Below are 17,689 nucleotides of genomic sequence, written 5' to 3' on the forward strand. Positions count from 1 at the left end.
ACCTCGCCCTGTTCGACCGTCCGCCCCAGGTACATCACGCTCACCCGGTCGGCGAGGTGCCGGATCACCGAGAGGTCGTGCGAGACGAAGAGATAGGAGAGGCCCAGCTCCGCCTTGAGGGACTGGAGCAGGTTGAGCACCCCGGCCTGGATCGAGACGTCCAGTGCGGAGACCGGCTCGTCCAGGACCAGCAGCCGGGGCCGGACGGCCAGCGCGCGGGCGATCGAGATCCGCTGCCGCTGCCCGCCGGAGAACTGGTGCGGGTAGCGGACGGCGTGGGCCGGGTCGAGGCCGACCTGGCGGAGCAGCTCGGGCACCCGGCGGGCGATCTCGTCCTTCGCGGCCCGCTGGGCGCGCAGGGGTTCGGCGACGATGTCGCCGACCGGCATCCGGGGGTCCAGGCTGGCCATCGGGTCCTGGAAGACGATCTGCAGATCGGACCGCATCCGGTGGGCCTCGGCGCGGGAGAGCGCGGCGGTGTCCCGGCCGAGCAGCTCGATCCGTCCGGACTCGGGGGCGGCCAGGCGCAGCAGCTCGAACAGGGTGGTGGACTTGCCGGAGCCGGACTCGCCGACCAGGCCGAGGGTCTCGCCCTCCCGGATCGACAGCTCGACGCCGTCCACCGCGTGGACCGAGCCGATCCGGCGCTTGAACACGGTGCCCTTGAGCAGCGGGAAGGTCTTGGTGAGCCCCTCGACCTCCAGGACCGGCGGGCGCTGCTCCCGGGGGACGGGTGCGGCGGCCGACGCGGCGGGGAGTTCGGGAACGGGGTAGACCTCGGTGGGCGCGGGCCGCCGTTCGGCCAGCTCGCCGGCCCGGACGCAGGCCGCCAGGTGGCCGGTCGGGCCGCCGTCGCCGCCGGCCGCCGTCCCGTCGCCGGTCAGCGGCGGTTCGGCCGTGCGGCAGCGGTCCTCGACCAGCGGGCAGCGGGCGGCGAACGGGCAGCCCGGCGGCAGCTCGGCCATCGGCGCGGGCGTGCCGGGTATCGGCACCAGCGGTCCGCGCCTCCCGTCCAGCCGGGGGACGGCCCCGACCAGGCCCAGGGTGTACGGGTGGCGCGGCGCGGCGAACAGCTCGTCCACGCCCGCCGTCTCGACCACCCGGCCCGCGTACATCACCGCGACCCGGTCGGCCATCCCGGCGATCACCCCGAGGTCGTGGCTGACCAGGACGAGCGCGGCGCCGGTCTCGCGGCGGGCGGTGCGCAGCACGTCGAGCACCTGCGCCTGGATGGTGACGTCCAGGGCGGTGGTGGGTTCGTCGGCGAGCAGCACGTCGGGGTCGTTGGCGACGGCCATGGCGATCATGGCGCGCTGCCGCATGCCGCCGGAGAACTCGTGCGGGAAGCTGTCGAGGGCGCGGTCGGGGGCCGGGATGCCGACCAGGTCGAGCAGTTCGGCGGCCCGCTTGCGGGCGGCGGCGCGGTCGAGGCCGGGCCGGTGGATCCGCAGCGCCTCGACGAGCTGGTCGCCGATCCGGTAGACGGGGGTGAAGGCGGAGAGCGGGTCCTGGAACACCATGGCGATCCGGCGGCCGCGGACGGCGGCCAGCTCGCGTCCGGGCAGGCCGATCAGCTCGCGGTCGTCCAGCCGGACCGAGCCCCGGACCCGGGCGGTGCCGGGCAGCAGGCCGAGCACGGCCAGCGCGGTGACGGACTTTCCGGAGCCGGACTCGCCGACGATGCCGAGGGTCTCGCCCCGGTGCAGGGTGAGGTCGACGCCGCGCACGGCGGGGACGGGGGCGGAGCCGCGCGGGCCGGTGAAGTCGACCCGCAGGTCGCGGACGCGCAGCAGCGGGGTCCCGGTGGTGGTGGTCGTGGCGGTGGTGGTCACGCGCTGGTCCTCTTCGTCGTGGCACGGACACGGGCACGGGACCGGCGGGGCCGCCGGGGCCGCCGGGCGGCGTCCGAGGTGGGGTCGAGCGCGTCCCGCAGCCCGTCGCCGATCAGGTTGACCGACAGGACGAAGAGCACCAGCAGTCCGGCGGCGAAGTAGAACAGCCAGGGGAAGACCGGGGCCTCGCTGGTGCCGGCGGCGAGCAGGGTCCCGAGCGAGACGTCCGGTGCCTTGACGCCGAAACCGAAGTAGGAGAGCGCGGTCTCGCTCATCACGGCGCCGCCGACCGCGATCGTGGCATCGATGATGAGGAAGGAGGCGACGTTCGGCAGGATGTGCCGGGCGATGATCCGCAGCGGACGGACGCCCATGAACTGCGCGGCGCGCACGAACTCCCGCTCCCGCAGCGAGATGGTCATCGAGCGGACCACCCGGGCGGTGATCATCCAGTTGAACAGGGCGAGCAGCAACACGAAGGCGAGCCAGCCGGCGCCCTTCAGCCGGGGCGAGACGATCGTGATGACCAGGAAGCTCGGGAAGACCAGCATGAGGTCGACCAGGAACATCAGCAGCCGGTCCGTCCAGCCGCCGAAGTAGCCGGCGCAGGCGCCGACCAGGGAGGCCAGCACGGTCGAGAAGAGCGCCACCAGCAGGCCGATGACCAGCGACTTCTGCAGTCCGCGGATCGTCTGCGCGAAGACGTCCTGGCCGACCCCGTTGGTGCCGAACCAGTGGGTGCCCGAGGGCGGTTGGCGCAGCGCGCCGTAGTCGGGGGTGGCGTAGTCCCAGGGCGTGAGGAACCCGCCGCCGAAGGCGAGCAGGAACAGCAGCAGGACGATGACCACGCCGACCACCGCCCAGCGGGCGGCGAGCAGCCGGGCGAGGACGATCCGCCCCCGGCCGGTCGGTCCGGGTGCGGTGGGTGCGGCGGGGGAACCGGGTCCGGTGGGCTCGGCGGGGCCGGCGGACTCCGCGATGACGGCGGTCAAGAAGGCTCTCCTCGGTTCAGGACCGCACGCGCGGATCGAGGGCGGCGTGCAGGGTGTCGGCGAGGAAGCCGGAGGCGAGCACCACGACCGCCGCGAACAGGTTGACCGCGACGACCGCGTTGACGTCCTGCTCGTTGACGGACTGGATGAACCATTCGCCCATGCCGTGCCAGCCGAAGATGGTCTCGGTGAACGCGGCGCCGGTGAAGATGCCGAGGAAGCTGTACGCGAACATCGTCGACATCGGGATCACCGCTGTCCGCAGCCCGTGCTTGACCAGGGCGCGGCCCCGGGTGAGGCCCTTGGCCTCGGCGGTGCGCAGGTAGTCGGAGCCGAGCACGTCGAGCATGGTGCCGCGCTGGTAGCGGCTGTAGGTGGCGAGGCCGCCGAGCGCCAGCGAGAGGGTGGGCAGCAGCAGGTGCAGCGCCCAGTCGGCGAGGTGGGCGCCGATGCCGCCGCTCAGGCCGGGGGTCTCGTACCCGGTGAACGGGACGACCTCGTGGCCGACGGCGTCCTTGGCGGCGATGGCGCCGTTCTTGAGGAAGAGGGCGACCAGGAACACCGGGGTGGAGAGCAGGACGAAGGAGAGCACGGTCAGCAGCCGGTCGGAGATCCGGTACTGGCGCACGGCGCTCCACGCCCCGGCGGCGACGCCGAGCACCATGCCGAGCAGGCTGCCGATCAGCAGCAGCCGCAGCGACACCCAGACCCGGCGGCGGAAGTCGTCCATCACCGGGGTGTCGTGGATGGTGCGGCCGAGGTCGCCGTGCAGCAGCAGGTCGCCCGCCCAGTGCCCGAACCGTTCGACGACCGGGGTGCGGTCGTTCAGATTGAGGTCGGTGAGCTGGCGTTCGACCGAGGCGGCGGCCGGGCGCGGCACCTTCGCCTCGAAGTAGACGCGCGGCTGCAGCGCGGCGCCGGCCAGCGCGTACGCCAGGAAGACGGCGGCGACCAGCAGGACGGCGTAGTAGGCGAAGCGCTTGGTCAGATAACGGAGCATCAACGGCCGCCCGGGGTGGGGGCGGGGCCGACGCGTCTGGTGGGCATCGGAGGGTGGCCTTCGGGTCGGGGGTGGGGGAGCGGGGCGCCGTGGTGAGGGTGCCGGGGGCGCCGGGGGTGAGCGGGTGGGTTTCGGGTGGTCCCGGCCGCCTTCTTGACCGTGGTCAGGAAAGCTCGCAGGTCAGAGTCTGGCACCGGTGCGCGGCCGCGGTATTGCGGCCGTGTTGCGCCCCGTTTCGTTTGGATCAGGTGTCCACCACGCCCCCTGGTACTCCTCCTGATCGGCTGTTACGTTCGGTCCCCGGCACCGACTTGGCTGCCCACGCTCAAGCCTCGCCACACCTCGCGACGCTCATCTGTCACCACTCGCCGGACCTCACGGGGGGAACCCTCATGCACGATTCCGCCACGCCTGCGCGCCGACTCGGCCGCGCCGCCGTCCTCGCTCTCGCCGTCGCCCTCGCGGCCACCGCGTGCAGCTCCGGCGGTGGTGGCTCGGCGGACACGGCGGTGAAGAGCGCGGCGCCGGGGCAGGGGTCCATCGACATCAACGCCAAGACGGTGGACCAGATCCGCGACGGCGGCGAGGTCCGCTTCCCGCTCTACCAGTGGATCACCCAGTGGAACCCGTTCCAGGTGGACGGCCGGTACGGCGACGCGGTCGAGATCATGCGCACCGTCGAGCCGGACCTCTTCAGCACCGACGAGACCGGCACCTTCAAGGCGAACGCCGACTACCTGGTGGACGCCAAGGTCACCTCGACCTCGCCGCAGGTGGTCACCTACAAGCTGAACCCGAAGGCCAAGTGGTCGGACGGCAAGCCGCTGAGCTACCTCGACTTCAAGGCCGACTGGGAAGCCAGCAACGGCAAGAAGGACGGCTACAACATCGCCGACTCGGCCGGCTACGAGCTGATCTCCGGCGTCGAGCAGGGCGCCGACCCGGCCGAGGTCAAGGTGACCTTCTCCGAGACCTACGCGGACTGGCAGAACCTCTTCCGCCCGCTGATCCCGGCCGCCGGCATCGCCACCGCCGACGACTTCAACAAGGGCTGGGTGGAGAAGCTCCCGATCACCGCGGGCGCGCTGAAGATCGGCTCGGCCGACAAGACCGCGCAGACCCTGACCCTCGTCCCGGACCCGAACTGGTGGGGCGCCAAGCCCAAGGCGGAGCGGATCGTCTTCCGGGTGATGTCGCAGTCCGCGACCACCCAGGCCTTCCTCAACAACGAGATCGACTACGCCACGGCCGGCACCGCCACCGCCTACGGGCAGCTCAAGGACGCCAAGGACGCGGTGATCCGCTCGGCCAGCCCCTGGGACGAGGTGCACATCTCCTTCGGCGGCGGTGGCGCGCTGGCGGACCAGAAGGTGCGCCAGGCGCTCGGGAAGGCGCTGGACCGCAGCGCGCTCATCAAGATCGCCAACAACGGTGTGCCGGTCGAGTTCAAGCCGCTCGGCAACCACATCTTCATGCCCAACCAGGCCGGCTACCAGGACAACTCCGGCGAGTGGGCGAAGTTCGACGTGCCCGCGGCGAAGAAGCTGCTGGACGAGGCGGGCTGGAAGGAGGCCGGCAGCGGCCAGCCGCGCACCAAGGACGGCCAGTCGCTGACCCTGCACTGGGTGCTCAACGAGTCCACCCCGCAGGCCCAGGTCGACCTCGCCACCGCCGCCCAGGCGATGTGGCTGCAGGCCGGGGTCAAGGTGGAGGTCGACAAGGTCGCCGCCAACGACTTCTTCACCAAGTACGTCAACCCCGGCAAGTGGGACATCGCCAGCTGGCGCAACACCGACTCGTTCCCGCTCTCCAGCAGCCTGACCAACTTCCGGCTGCCGCAGGGCGACAACGTGTTCGGCAACTACTCCAAGCTGGGCACCGAGGAGATCGACGGGCTGCTGAAGAAGGCGGCCGGCACGATCGACCCGGTGGAGGCCGCGAAGCTCTACAACCAGGCGGACGCCAAGATCTGGGAGCTCGGCCACACCTTCGAGCTGTACCAGCGGCCGACCGTGGTGGCGGCCCGCAAGGGGCTCGCCAACTACGGCGCCTTCGGTCTGGCGAGTGTGGACTACACCAAGGTCGGCTGGGAGAAGTAGCCGCCGGGGTCGGGGCGGGGGCCGCCGTCGGTGGGGCTTCCGGCGGTGCGGCTACCGGCGGTGCCGCTTCCGGCGGTGGGGCTTCTGTCGGTGCCGCTTCGGGCGGTGCGGCTTCTGGCGGTGGGGCGGGTGCGCGGCGGAGGCCGGCGAGCGCACGGCAGGCGCTGGCGAGCAGCGCGGTGATCACGAGGCCGGTGGTACGGACACGGGGGTACCGGCATTGCCGCCCCCGCTGTCCTGCCACCCGCCTTGACCTTCCGCGATGCCCGCAGGCCGCCCGTGTCGTGGAGGCCCGTCCCCGGACCCCGCTCGCTTCGAACCGGGACGAATCTAGCGGGGCGGTCCGGGCCCTCGCGCCCTACCGCGCGGGGCGCGCCCGGAAACCCGCCGTGCTGTCACCCGGTTCGCGCACCGAGGCGTCAACTCTCGCTGACGCCAGGGCAAATCGGGCTGTTGCGGGGCAATCGGAGCGCTCCGCCGACCGCGCCGGAGCGGGCGACGGTGCGTGCGCGGGGCCCCGCGCGCTGCCAGGATGCGGCGGGTCAGCCCGCCCGTCCGGAGCCCGGAGAACCGTCGATGAGCAGCGAGTCCGCCGCAGTCCCCCCACCGCACCACGCCGGCCCGCACCCGCACTACGCCGACCCGCGCCCGGTGCGCCGGATGGTGCCGCGCAGCCGGGAGGAGCCGCACCGGGTCGCCACCCCGCTGGAACTCTTCTTCGACCTCTGCTTCGTGGTCGCCGTCGGCCAGGCCGGCCGGGAGCTGGCCCACGACCTCGCCGAAGGCCACTGGGGCGACGGGCTGACCGGCTATTTCTTCGCATTCTTCGCAATTTGGTGGGCCTGGATGAATTTCACCTGGTTCGCCTCCGCCTACGACTGCGACGACGTGCCGTACCGGGTCACCACCCTGGTCCAGATCGCCGGTGTGCTGATCCTCGCGGCCGGGGTGCCGCGGCTCTTCGCGGACCAGGACATCGTGCTGTCGGTGGTCGGCTATGTGGTGATGCGGCTGGCGATGGTCACCCAGTGGCTGCGCGCGGCGGCCGCCGAGGAGGGGCCGGCGCGCGGTGTGGCGCTGCGCTACGCCGCCGGGATCACCCTCTGCCAGATCGGCTGGGCCGTGGTGCTGGTGCTCCCGCACGACGTCCGGGCGATGGTGATCCCGATCGGGATCCTGGCCGAGCTGTCCGTGCCGGTGGTGGCCGAGCTGCGGATGCAGACCACCTGGCACCCGCACCACATCGCCGAGCGGTACGGCCTGTTCACGCTGATCGTGCTCGGTGAGACGGTGGCGGCGGCGACCGTCGCCGTGCAGTCCGCGGTGGACGAGCACGAGGGGCTGACCCGGCTGCTGCCGGTCGCGGCCGGCGGTCTGCTGATCTGCTTCTCGGCCTGGTGGATCTACTTCGCCCGGCCGGTCCACGACCACCTCCGCTCCAACCGGCAGGCCTTCCTCTGGGGGTACGGCCACTACCTGGTCTTCGGCGCGGCGGCGGCGATCGGCTCCGGCCTGGAGGTGGCGGTCGAATCGGCGGTGCACAAGGCGCACGTGTCCGAGACGGCCGCCACCGCGACGGTGACCGTGCCGACCGCGCTCTACCTCGTCACCGTGTGGGCGCTGCACTCCCGGCACGTCAAGACCGGCGCGGCTCAGGTGCTGCTGCCGGCGGCCTCGGTGGCGGTGCTCGCCTGTACGGCGGCGGGCGGTTCCGGGGTCCTGCTGGCTGGCCTGGTGACGGCGTTGACGGTGGCGGTCGGGGTGGCGCTGCACGCCAGGGAGCGCTGAGCGAGCGCGACCGGGCCGGCCGGGGCGGTGGAGCCGTTCGTCCTGTTGCCGGTGCCCGTCCCGGTCGCTCCTGCGGTGGTGGCGAGGCCCGCCGCCGCGGTGATGCCTGCCGCTGAGGCGAGGCCCGCCGCTGTGGTGAGGCCCGCCGCGGTCGGCCCGTCCGCGCGCGGCGGGTCGGCCGTCGACGGCCCCAGCAGGCCGTGCAGGACCTCGCCGTGCCCGGACAGCCAGGCCCGGTACGCGGGGCTGGCCTGGGCGAGGTCCAGATAGGCCGCCCGCAGTTCCTCGTACAGCGCCTCGCGGGCCGGCCGGCGGAGGGCGCGCGGCCGCCAGACCAGGAGCAGTCGCACGGTCAACGGGTCGCCGTGCAGCCGCCGGACGACGGTGCCCGGTCCGGGCAGGGAGGTCGGCTGGCAGGGGCGGACCGCCTCGCCGGAGGCGACGAGTTCGGCGGCGGTGGCGTTGTCCCGGACCTGGACCACGCGCGGATTGAGCCCGGCAGCGCGGAACACCCGGCGCATGGCGGCGTACTCGTGGTCGGCGGTCGGGTCCACCATCCAGGTGTCCTCGGCGAGTTCGGCCAGCCGGACCACCTGCCGCGCGGCCGCCGGATGGCCCGAGGTGAGCGCGACGAACTGCGGCTCGCGGGCGAGCAGCACCCGGTGCTCGGCGTCCGGCGGCAGCCGTACCGGGAAGCCCTCGCTCTCGTGCACGAAGGCGACGTCCAGCTGGTCGGCGGCGATCATCCGGAGCAGGGCGTTGGCGGAGATGTCGATCTGGATCGTGGTGTCGGTCTCCGGCAGCCGCTCGTGCACCCGGCGCAGCCACGCGGCCACCGCCCGGCTGCCGACGCTGCCGATGCGCAGCCGGCGGGCCCGCTCGCCGCCGGCGGCCTCCCTGGCCTCCTGGCGCGCGGCGGTGACCAGTGCGGCCATCTCGGCGATCACCGGTCTGGCTCTGGACAGCACGGAGTGGCCGAGCGCGGTCGGCCGGCTGCCGGTCTGCTCCCGGGTGAACAGCGTTCCGCCGACAGCCCGTTCGATGCGGTGCAGCTGGGTGGTGAGCGACGGCTGGGTCATCCCGAGCTGCAGCGCGGCCTTGCGGAGGCTTCCGGTGTCGGCGATCGCGCACAGCACCCTCAGGTGTCTCACGTCGAGCTCCACACAGGGGAGCGTAACGGCCAAAACGGGATGACGCCAGGGACATGACAGGCTGTCGGGTCGGCAGGGGCGCGGGCGCCGGACCGCGCCGCCGGATCCCGGGCGACTCCCGGACGACCCCCGGGCGACACCCGGCCGACTCCCGGACGGATCTCCGGACGGATCTCCCGGAGCGCTCCCCGGCGGGTGCGGGTGATTGGTTCGGGCTATCGCCGGTTGACATCATCCGCCGGGCCGCCGGCCTGGCCGAAGCTCTGTGGGCAGCAAGCATTCATCCGATGCCCGCGGTCCGGCCCCCACCGTCCGCGGCGCACTCGCGAATCGGAGCCCCCACATGAACCGCGTGCCGCGAACGCTTTCCCTCGCGCTCGGAATCGCCCTCGCCCTCGGAACGGCCGCCCTGCCCGCCGCCGCCACCGCCGCCCCGGTGACCACCCCCGGTCCGGCCGCCGTCCACGGGTACACCCCGGGCGCCGCCTCGAAGAGCGCCGGCAAGGCGGACGACCGGGCGTTCTACGAGGCCGTCATGAAGTCCGCGCGGGCCAAGCAGGCCGCCACCCCGTACCTGCGGGCCGTCGTGGTCACCTACGACGCGAGCAACGCGCCCTCCTTCGCCGCGGAGATAGCCCGGAGCGCGCAGATCTGGAACGGCTCGGTCGCCAACGTCCGGCTGCAGGAAGGGTCCGGCGCCGACTTCGACTACTACGAGGGCGACGACCCGGACAACGGCTCGTACGCGAGCACCGACGGCCACGGCCGCGGCTACATCTTCCTCGACTACACCCAGAACCAGCAGTACTCCTCGGTGCGGGTGACCGCCCACGAGACCGGGCACGTGCTGGGCCTGCCGGACCACTACTCGGGCCCGTGCAGCGAGCTGATGTCCGGTGGCGGCCCCGGCCCGTCCTGCACCAACGCGTACCCGAACAGCACCGAGCGCAGCCGGGTCAACTCGCTCTGGCGCAACGGTCTGGCCGGCTGACGTCGACCTGCCGACCTGACCTCCTGACCGGCCGGTCCACCCTGTGCAGCCGGTCAACCCTCCGCGGCCCGCCCGTCCGGCGGGCGGCCCCTCGACGCGCGCCGCCCGGACGCCCCTCCGGCCGGTCCGGCGTGCCCGCACCACCGAAGTACCCCCACCCGCAGTACCGCAGTACCCCCACCCGCAGCACCCCCCAATCCCTCGGCCCTTGAACGGGAGCCCCCACATGAACCGTGTCTCGCGCACGTTTTCCGCCGCCGTCGGTCTGGCGCTCGCCGCCGGCCTGGCCGTCCTGCCGACCACCACCGCCGCCGCCGCGCCGACCCAGGGCTACACCGCCTCCGGCTCCGCCTACGCCGGCTCGCCCACCGAGGACGCCAACAACAAGGCGTTCTTCGAGGCCGTCATGGCGTCCGCGCGGGCCAAGCAGGCCGCCAACCCGTTCCTGCTCGCGGTCACCGTGACCTACGACGCCAGCAGCGCGCCCACCTTCCGCAACCAGATATCCCAGAGCGCGCAGATCTGGAACAGCTCGGTCTCCAACGTGCAGCTGCGTTCCGGCTCGGCCGCCGACTTCCGCTACTACGAGGGCAACGACTCGCGCGGTTCGTACGCGAGCACCGACGGCCACGGCCGCGGCTACGTCTTCCTCGACTACGCGCAGAACCGCCAGTACAGCTCGCTGCGCGTCGTCGCGCACGAGACCGGGCACGTGCTCGGCCTGCCGGACCACTACTCCGGCCCGTGCAGCGAGCTGATGTCCGGTGGCGGACCCGGCACCTCCTGCACCAACCCGAACCCGAACAGCACCGAGCGCAGCCGGGTCAACACCCTCTGGCGGAACGGCCTGGCCGGCTGATCCTCCTCCCGCACCGCAGTGGACGGCCCGGTCGCCGGAACCCCGGCGACCGGGCCGCCCCACGTGCGTTCCCGCCCCAGGGAGTGTCCTGGAGGCGCACCTGAGCAGGGCCGGCGGTGGGCGCCCCACCGTGCCACCGCCGCGCCCGCTCGCGCCGCCGCCCCCCGGCACTGTCGGTGCCCCGTGCGAGCATGCGGACGAGGACCAGTCCGCCGCCGACCACGAGGTGCCGCCGCCATGCCGCCGTCCAAGCCCCAGTTCGTCCCCGACCGCCTGGAGGACCTGCCGTTCGCGGACCACCTGGTCCCGCACCGCGGTCCGCTGCGCGGCGACGACCGCTACGACACCGTCCACTTCGACGGCGGCGAGTACACCGACCAGTCGGCCGTCGGCGCGACCTTCCTGGAGTGCGCCCTGACCGGTGTCGCCCTGAGCGGCGTCAAGCTCCGCCAGGCCCGCTTCAACGAGGTCTGGTCGCAGGCCGGCCGCTGGGTGGCGTGCGACCTCGTCGACAGCGAGTGGCAGGACAGCGCCGTCACCGGCGGCGTACTGGCGGGCATCGCCGCCCACGGCGCCGCGCTGCGCCGGGTGGTCCTGCGCGGCTGCAAGCTGGAGGCGGTCAACCTGCGCGCCGCCGTCCTGCGCGACGTCGTCTTCGAGGACTGCCTGCTGCGCGACGTCGACTTCGGCGATGCGAAACTCACCGGGGTGTCCTTCCCCGGCTCCACCCTGGAGGAGGTCCGCCTGCGCGGCGCCACCCTGAGCGGCGTCGACCTGCGCGGGGCCGTCTCCCTCGACCTCCCCGACGGCCACCAGGGCCTGCGCGGCGCCCTGATCAGTTCCACCCAACTTCTCGAACTGGCACCCCAGTTCGCCCAGGCCCTGGGCATCACGGTCAAGGACGACTGAGTCGGGACCGGGGCCGGGGTCGGGCCGGCCCGCGCAGGCCCCCCGTGATCGATCGGCGGGAACACTGCGGCACAGCATTTGAACATGTTCAAATGGCGAGGAGGTGTGAGCCCGCCCGCACCGGCGTTCAGCTCCCGGTCGTTCGGTGACTGCCGGGAGAACAGTCCGACAAACCTGCTCCCGGCCCCTGGCCGGGCCGTCCCGGGCGGGTGGAAGATGCTGCGCGATCGAGTGGCCCCGAGTTGTGTGCACAACATCGCCAGTGAAGGGACGGGCTTGGCTGATGGCCGAGTTGAGTCGTAGGAAGTTCGTGACCATGTCCGGTGCCGCCGCCGCGGGCCTCGCCGCGGCCGGTGCCGGCAGCACCGGAGCGGGGGCCGCCCCGGCCGCCGGAACGCCGGGGGAGGTACCGGCCGGGGCGTCCGCCGTCGTACCCGCTGGTGCCCCCTCGGCGGCGCTGTCGCAGACCGGCACCATCGCCGACGCGCGGCACATCGTGATCCTCATGCAGGAGAACCGCAGCTTCGACCACTACTTCGGCATGCTGCGCGGCGTCCGCGGCTTCGCGGACCGCTCCGCCATCCAGATCGCCGGCGGCTACTCCGTCTTCAACCAGCCCAACGGCCTGGGCCGCCAGTACCCGTGGCAGTTCAGCCTCACCAAGCCGGCCGGCGGCGCCGACCCGGAGCGCCTCGCGCAGTGCAATGGCGACCTCGCCCACGGCTGGGGTGACCAGCACCGGGCCTGGAACGGCGGCAAGATGGACTCCTGGGTGGCGGCCAAGGGCAACAACCGCCCGCTCGGCTTCCTCACCCGCCAGGACATCCCGTTCCACTACGCGCTCGCCGAGAACTGGACCATCTGCGACGCCTACTTCTGCTCGATGCTGAGCGCCACCGGCCCCAACCGCACCTACCACTGGTCCGGCCAGATCGACCCGACCGGCGCGGCGGGCGGCCCGGCCTACGACGGCGGCGACGAGAAGGGCCTGCGCTGGCAGACCTACGCCGAGGCGCTGGAGAACGCCGGCGTCAGCTGGAAGGTCTACCAGAACGCCGCCGACAACTACGGCGACAATGCTTTGGCCTATTTCACCCAGTTCGCCAACGCGCCGGCCGGCAGCCCGCTCGCCGTCAAGGGCATGGGCTCCGTCCCCAAGGTCACCGGGAAGACCCCGGACGACATCGTCGCCGCGATCAAGGCCGACGTGCTGGCCGGGACGCTCCCGCAGGTCTCCTGGATCGTCCCCAACCAGGAGGTCTCCGAGCACCCCTACGCCACCCCGGCCGACGGCGCGCACTTCGTCCACCGGGTGATCGACGCGCTCAACGCGGACGCGGACGTCTTCAACTCCAGCGTCCTGTTCCTCAACTACGACGAGAACGACGGCTTCTTCGACCACGTCCCGCCGCCCGCCGCCCCGGCCGGCACCCCGGGCGAGTTCTACGGCGGCACCAACCTCGGCCTCGGCTTCCGCGTCCCGATGATCGCCGTCTCCCCGTGGACCCGCGGCGGCTGGGTCTCCTCCGAGGTCTTCGACCACACCTCGGTGCTGCGCTTCCTGGAGAAGTGGACCGCCGCCATCGGCAAGCCCGCCACCTGCGTCAACATCAGTGACTGGCGCCGGCGCGTCTGCGGCGACCTCACCGGCCTGTTCGACTTCGCCAACCCGGTCTACGGCCTGCCCGGGCTGCCCGACACGGCCGGCGCGGTGATCGGCATCTCGACCTGCGGCCCGCTGCCCAACCCGTCCCCGGTGGACAACAAGCTGCCCACCCAGGAGCCCGGCACCCGCCCGGCCCGCGCGGTGCCGGTCCAGCCGAACGCCAACCTGGACCACCTGGAGTACGGCTCGGGCGGCATGATCAAGGTCTGGCTGAAGATGGTCAACGAGGGCGCGGTGGCGACCAAGTCCGCCCACTTCGCCGCGTACGCCAACGCCTACCGCGGCGGCGGCCCCTGGCAGTACACCGTCGACCCCGGCGGCAACCAGAGCGACTTCTTCAACTGCGGCAGCGGCTACGGCGGCGGCCCGTACGACCTGAGCGTGGTCGGCCCCAACCGCTTCCTCCGCCGCTTCAAGGGCGACGCCAACAAGGCCGGCAAGAACGCGGCCGTCACCTGCTCCTACGCGGTCGAGCCGGGCACGGGGCAGCCGGCGGTGTACTTCAAGCTCACCAACACCGGTGCCACCGCGATGACTTTCACCATCGCGTCCACCAACTACCGCACCGACGGCCCCTGGACGTACCAGGTCCCGGCTGGTGGAAGCGTGACGGACTTCTTCAACGCCGTCGCCTACAGCAACGGCTGGTACGACTTCACCGTGACGGTGAATGTCGACAGCACCTGGTCCCAGCGCTTCACCGGCCACCTGGAGACCGGCACGGCCAGCGTCAGCGGCTGAGGCGGGAGGAGTGGTCCGCTGCCCGCCCGCCGGGCAGCGGACCCCGGCAGGAGTGTCAGACCGCGCCGAACTCCCCGGCCCGGACGGCGGAGACGAAGGACTGCCACGCCTCGGCCGGGAAGGTCAGGGCCGGCCCTTTGGTGTCCTTGCTGTCGCGCACCGGTACGACATCGGCGCGAGAGACCAGGTTCCGTGCGACCTCGATGCAGTCGCCGCCATTGCTGCTGTAGGACGATGTGAACCACTGAGGCTCTGCGGTCATGGCAATTCCTTCTCTCGTCCGGCCTGGAGGCGAGCCGGTAGCCAGCGATCAGCCGCTCGGCGGCGGGACGGCAACCCGCCGTTCAGGAAGTCGGGTGTCCGTCGTTGAGGTAGCGGGGCTGCCCGTCTTGCAGGGCCGCCAGAGCGGCGTCATAACGAGGCAGAAGCCGAGTGCGCAGAAGCTGACGTGCCTCGGCAGGTGCGAGCATCGCAGCTTCTGTCAGCTCGGCCTCATGGGGGTGCAGGGCATCCGCCTGGTCGGCGGTGATCACGCCACCGTCGAAGATGAACGCGAGCTGATCGTCCCACGGTCCGTGCGGGGGTACCCAATCGACGACGAGAAGCCCGCAGGTGCGGATCTCCAAGCCGAGTTCTTCGCGCAGCTCGCGGCGGGCTGCCAGTTCGGGGGCTTCGTTTGCCTCTGCCATCCCACCGGGGAGATCCCAACCCGGCTTGTAGGCGGGGTTCACGACCAGGACCCGGCCCACGGGGTCTCTGATGATCACATCGGCGGCAACGCGTTTCCGGGCCTGCCTGGCGTTGCCCTCGGCAAGGTAGGCGGCCCATGCCACCGGGTCATCCGGTGTCGTTGTTCCCACTGCCGTTCCCTCCCCTTCGCGGCGGCGAGCGTGAGTGATGCGACTCAAGGCAACGGATTCGGGGACCGCCACCCGTCGTGCGGGTGGCGGGCCCGGCAGATACGTCAGACCGCGCCGAACTCCCCGGCCCGGACGGCGTTGAGGAAGGATCGCCACGCCTCGGCCGGGAAGATCAGGGCCGGACCGTCGACGTCCTTGCTGTCGCGCACCGGAATTCGGCCGGGGACCCCGTCCGCGACCTCCAGACACTGCCCTTCCTGGGCGCTGTAGCTGCTCTTGTGCCACGTGATGTGCGCCAGGTCAACCATGCTCAAAACTCCTCCGAACTCGCCGGATGAACTCTCGACTTGCGGTCCGGGACAGTGCCTCGACCTGCAGTTGATCGTACTCGCCGGCCCACTCGGACAGGGGCTCCAGGTCTCGCTGGAGGAAGCCGCGCCCCTGAATCTCGCCATATCCCACATGGGTCCGGTTGGGCATGGTCAGCAAGGTGATGGGATGCGCGAACGGCCGATCCTCCCCGAGGGAGAACGGGCTTACCTGGATGACGAATTGCGGGCGGAGGCTCAGTTCCTCCAGGTGCAGGAGTTGCTCCACCAGGACATCGCGACCGCCGATTGTCCGGTGCAGGCAACCTTCGTCTATGACTGCGTGGGCCCGGGGCGCCGGGTGCCGCTGGAGTCGGTGCTGGCGGTGCAGCAGCATCGTCAGCCGCTCCTCGGCCTGCTGCTGGGTCGCCCGTCCCCGGCGGACTCGTGCTTCCTGATATGCCCTCGCGTAGGTCGGGGTCTGGAGCAGGCTCGGAACGATGTTGATCTCGAACAGCCGCAACGCCACTGCGTCGGCCTCGCTGCGCAGGTAGTCGCCGAATCCTTCGAACAGGACACGTCGACCCGCAGTGCGCCACTCCCGTTCGAAGCGTTCCGGTGTCTCGAATGCGGAGTCAAGTCTTCGGGCAAATCGCTCGGTTGGAGGCTTCCGACCAGTTTCGACGGCAGACACATGGACGGCCGAGTATCCGGTGAGTGTCGCCAGCTGATCCTGTGTCCAGCCCCGGGCCTCCCGTAGCTCGCGAACCTGCGCGCCGAACTTGGCGGCAGGTGAGGAGTCCGGATCAAGTTCCTTGCGATTCATGATCGTTGATGCCCATTCCTTCCTTGGCGAAAGGTTGAAGACAGCGCCGACTCTAAATCACAGTTGGCGTCATCGGGTAGTCATCGCACTACGGAACGGAGTTGCCGCTGTGGCGTGCAAGAAGAACCCCGCCGAACCTCCCTACCGCCCCCGGGTCGGCGAGCTGGTGAAGGACCTCACGACCGGCCACGACGTCGTCTTCATGGACACCCAGGGCGGGCTCGCCTATGTGAGACCGGTGGGGGGCGGGGTCGAGCGGGCGCTCGACCCCGCCGCGATCCGGCCGCTCCCGGGTGGGCCGACCCTCGCCGTCCGTGTTGTTCCCGGCGGGCCCCGTGGCCGCCGCAGAGTCGATGAGGGGGCCGCGTGAACCGCGAACGCTCGATCAGCGGCATGTTGGCCTCGGTCGGTGTCATCGGCGTGCTCGGCGGCCGTGTGGTCGCCGCCGCCACACGGCCCCTTCCCACCCTGCTCAGGCTTGCCGTTCTGGCGGCCTGCCTGGTGCCGCTCGCCGCCGTCCTCCTGTTCGGCGCCGACGCGTCCGGGGCCGGTCGGCCCGGACGCGTCCGTTCCCGGTGACCGACCCACCGGCCTGCCCCGCGCCGAACTGCCGGGCACCGGTCGACCTGCTCGACGACGCCAACGCGGTCGGGCGGACGTGGAACTGTCCGGCGTGCGCCCGGTGGGGCGTCGCTTGGTCGGCCGCCTACCTGGCGGAGCAGCCGTTCGAGGAACCGTTGGTCGCCCTCGGCCGCCGAGCGTGGGGTCTCACAACTCCCGGGGGAACCAGGGATCGTGGACCTCCCGGGGGCCGTCCGGGGTGAGCAGGGTCAGCGTGAACGGCGACGCCGCGTACTCGGCCAGCATTACCGCGCCGTGGCGGGTCTCCAACTCGGCCTGGAGCGGCACCCGCAGCCTGCTGAGCGCCCGCCGCAACTGCAAGGCGTCGCGGCGGCTGACCGGCTGCGGGGCGCGCAGCACTACCCGCAGGGGGCTCAGCGGGCCTGCGACCGGTTCGCCGGTGGCCAGCTCGTAGCCGATCGCGCCGATCGGGCCCCAGGCCAGGCGGTGGTCCGTGATCAGCTGTCCGGCGGCGGGCAGCACCGCCAGGGCCGGGATCGCGGCGATCCGCCCGGCGGACAGCAGCCCGAGCCGGTCCGGCAGCTGCTCCGGGCGCAGGGTGCGGGCCACCGCCGCCCGGGGTGCCAGTGCGTCCAGCCGCTGTCCGCGTTCGGGGCCGCGCACCGTGACCGGGATCCAGGTCTCGGTGGCGGCCGACACGTCCCGGGTGCAGCGCACGGGATGCGGGGTGTCGACGGGTGACCCCGCCACCGCGGGCGCCCGCGCGACCGTGACCCAGGGGTGTGCGCGCAGCACCTGGCGGGCCCAGGCGGGAGGTTCGCCGCCGCCGAGGGGCCGCAGGGAGCCGGTGCACTGCATCAGCAGCAGGTCGTGGACACCGGGGAGCCGTCCGCCCAGTGCGGCCAGCGAGCCGACCAGCCGGCGCGGGCCGCCGTGCGGGTCCTCACTCGGACGGGGGACACGGGGGTGGGCGGCGACGGTCACGGCGGGCTCCTGGGGTGGACGGGACCGGCTGACGGTTCCCACCCTTCCTCCGCCCCACCGGCCCCGGCTACGGCCTTTCGGCGCCGACCACCAGGGACCAA

The 17,689-nt window shown here is 72.2% G+C and carries 16 protein-coding genes and 1 pseudogene; 8 read left to right on the plus strand and 9 right to left on the minus strand.

Annotation, left to right across the window (positions count from 1 at the left end; all coding sequences use genetic code 11):
- From VR45_RS17180 to VR45_RS17190, 3 genes are all read right to left on the minus strand, one after another.
- Positions 1-1,832 (minus strand): ABC transporter ATP-binding protein (locus VR45_RS17180; protein WP_045940648.1); only part of this gene is annotated, 1,832 nt, incomplete at its 3' end.
- Positions 1,829-2,725, minus strand: coding sequence for an ABC transporter permease (locus VR45_RS17185; RefSeq protein ID WP_234326010.1), 897 nt, complete (start codon positions 2,723-2,725; stop codon positions 1,829-1,831). The genes VR45_RS17180 and VR45_RS17185, both read right to left, overlap by 4 nt.
- Before the next feature lie 115 nt (positions 2,726-2,840).
- The gene (locus VR45_RS17190; RefSeq protein WP_045940650.1) at positions 2,841-3,824 is read right to left on the minus strand and encodes an ABC transporter permease; all 984 of its coding nucleotides are present in this window, start codon (positions 3,822-3,824) and stop codon (positions 2,841-2,843) included.
- A 392-nt stretch (positions 3,825-4,216) separates the two neighbouring features.
- Here VR45_RS17190 and VR45_RS17195 point away from each other — a divergent pair, with 392 nt between their 5' ends.
- Both VR45_RS17195 and VR45_RS17200 read left to right on the plus strand, forming a co-directional pair.
- Entirely contained in the window at positions 4,217-5,923 is a 1,707-nt protein-coding gene (locus tag VR45_RS17195; protein ID WP_045940651.1) for an ABC transporter family substrate-binding protein, read from the plus strand.
- Between the two features lie 660 nt (positions 5,924-6,583).
- Positions 6,584-7,711: a low temperature requirement protein A gene (locus tag VR45_RS17200; RefSeq protein ID WP_063772499.1), complete on the plus strand. Its 1,128-nt coding sequence runs from the start codon at positions 6,584-6,586 to the stop codon at positions 7,709-7,711.
- 224 nt (positions 7,712-7,935) lie between these two features.
- On the opposite strand, the pseudogene VR45_RS17205 reads toward VR45_RS17200, so the two are convergent.
- Positions 7,936-8,862 (minus strand): annotated as a pseudogene (locus tag VR45_RS17205) (LysR family transcriptional regulator); the annotation flags it as partial.
- A gap of 343 nt (positions 8,863-9,205) precedes the next feature.
- Between VR45_RS17205 and snpA (VR45_RS17210) the strand changes: the two are divergent.
- From snpA (VR45_RS17210) to VR45_RS17225, 4 genes are all read left to right on the plus strand, one after another.
- On the plus strand, positions 9,206-9,853 hold the full coding sequence (gene snpA, locus VR45_RS17210; protein WP_045940653.1) for a snapalysin: 648 nt from the start codon (positions 9,206-9,208) through the stop codon (positions 9,851-9,853).
- Between the two features lie 226 nt (positions 9,854-10,079).
- Complete coding sequence (gene snpA / locus VR45_RS17215) at positions 10,080-10,712, plus strand: snapalysin (RefSeq protein WP_045940654.1); 633 nt, start codon at positions 10,080-10,082, stop codon at positions 10,710-10,712.
- A 237-nt stretch (positions 10,713-10,949) separates the two neighbouring features.
- Positions 10,950-11,621, plus strand: a complete 672-nt coding sequence (locus tag VR45_RS17220) for a pentapeptide repeat-containing protein (RefSeq protein ID WP_045940655.1) — start codon at positions 10,950-10,952, stop codon at positions 11,619-11,621.
- Positions 11,622-11,904: 283 nt separating this feature from the next.
- Positions 11,905-14,028 (plus strand): phosphocholine-specific phospholipase C, encoded by a 2,124-nt coding sequence (locus VR45_RS17225; protein ID WP_045940656.1) that lies wholly within the window; start codon positions 11,905-11,907, stop codon positions 14,026-14,028.
- A 55-nt stretch (positions 14,029-14,083) separates the two neighbouring features.
- On the opposite strand, the gene VR45_RS17230 is transcribed toward VR45_RS17225, so the two are convergent.
- The 4 genes from VR45_RS17230 to VR45_RS17245 form a co-directional block, all read right to left on the minus strand.
- Entirely contained in the window at positions 14,084-14,290 is a 207-nt protein-coding gene (locus tag VR45_RS17230; RefSeq protein WP_052709155.1) for a DUF397 domain-containing protein, read from the minus strand.
- Between the two features lie 82 nt (positions 14,291-14,372).
- Positions 14,373-14,861: an NUDIX hydrolase gene (locus VR45_RS17235; protein WP_234326008.1), complete on the minus strand. Its 489-nt coding sequence runs from the start codon at positions 14,859-14,861 to the stop codon at positions 14,373-14,375.
- Positions 14,862-14,992: 131 nt separating this feature from the next.
- Positions 14,993-15,196 (minus strand): DUF397 domain-containing protein, encoded by a 204-nt coding sequence (locus VR45_RS17240; protein ID WP_045940659.1) that lies wholly within the window; start codon positions 15,194-15,196, stop codon positions 14,993-14,995.
- Positions 15,189-16,022, minus strand: coding sequence for a helix-turn-helix transcriptional regulator (locus VR45_RS17245; protein WP_078896600.1), 834 nt, complete (start codon positions 16,020-16,022; stop codon positions 15,189-15,191). Before VR45_RS17245 ends, VR45_RS17240 begins: the two co-directional genes overlap by 8 nt.
- A gap of 109 nt (positions 16,023-16,131) precedes the next feature.
- Between VR45_RS17245 and VR45_RS17250 the strand changes: the two genes are divergently transcribed.
- The gene (locus tag VR45_RS17250) at positions 16,132-16,392 is read left to right on the plus strand and encodes a hypothetical protein (RefSeq protein WP_045940660.1); all 261 of its coding nucleotides are present in this window, start codon (positions 16,132-16,134) and stop codon (positions 16,390-16,392) included.
- Positions 16,389-16,601, plus strand: a complete 213-nt coding sequence (locus VR45_RS45685) for a hypothetical protein (RefSeq protein ID WP_045940661.1) — start codon at positions 16,389-16,391, stop codon at positions 16,599-16,601. The genes VR45_RS17250 and VR45_RS45685 overlap by 4 nt, the downstream gene beginning before the upstream one ends.
- A gap of 189 nt (positions 16,602-16,790) precedes the next feature.
- On the opposite strand, the gene VR45_RS17260 is transcribed toward VR45_RS45685, so the two are convergent.
- Complete coding sequence (locus tag VR45_RS17260) at positions 16,791-17,588, minus strand: phosphoribosyl-dephospho-CoA transferase MdcG domain-containing protein (protein ID WP_052709157.1); 798 nt, start codon at positions 17,586-17,588, stop codon at positions 16,791-16,793.
- Positions 17,589-17,689 lie beyond the last annotated feature (101 nt).

It is taken from the genome of Streptomyces sp. NRRL S-495, from assembly GCF_000966955.1.
Taxonomy (GTDB): Bacteria; Actinomycetota; Actinomycetes; order Streptomycetales; family Streptomycetaceae; genus Kitasatospora; species Kitasatospora purpeofusca.

Excerpts from the sequence above, each read along its gene's own strand:
- VR45_RS17190 (WP_045940650.1), bottom strand. The coding sequence starts at position 3,824 with ATGCTCCGTTATCTGACCAAGCGCTTCGCCTACTACGCCGTCCTGCTG.
- VR45_RS17195 (WP_045940651.1), top strand. The coding sequence starts at position 4,217 with ATGCACGATTCCGCCACGCCTGCGCGCCGACTCGGCCGCGCCGCCGTC.
- VR45_RS17200 (WP_063772499.1), top strand. The coding sequence starts at position 6,584 with ATGGTGCCGCGCAGCCGGGAGGAGCCGCACCGGGTCGCCACCCCGCTG.
- snpA (WP_045940653.1), top strand. The coding sequence starts at position 9,206 with ATGAACCGCGTGCCGCGAACGCTTTCCCTCGCGCTCGGAATCGCCCTC.
- snpA (WP_045940654.1), top strand. The coding sequence starts at position 10,080 with ATGAACCGTGTCTCGCGCACGTTTTCCGCCGCCGTCGGTCTGGCGCTC.
- VR45_RS17220 (WP_045940655.1), top strand. The coding sequence starts at position 10,950 with ATGCCGCCGTCCAAGCCCCAGTTCGTCCCCGACCGCCTGGAGGACCTG.
- VR45_RS17225 (WP_045940656.1), top strand. The coding sequence starts at position 11,905 with ATGGCCGAGTTGAGTCGTAGGAAGTTCGTGACCATGTCCGGTGCCGCC.
- VR45_RS17230 (WP_052709155.1), bottom strand. The coding sequence starts at position 14,290 with ATGACCGCAGAGCCTCAGTGGTTCACATCGTCCTACAGCAGCAATGGC.
- VR45_RS17240 (WP_045940659.1), bottom strand. The coding sequence starts at position 15,196 with ATGGTTGACCTGGCGCACATCACGTGGCACAAGAGCAGCTACAGCGCC.
- VR45_RS17245 (WP_078896600.1), bottom strand. The coding sequence starts at position 16,022 with ATGAATCGCAAGGAACTTGATCCGGACTCCTCACCTGCCGCCAAGTTC.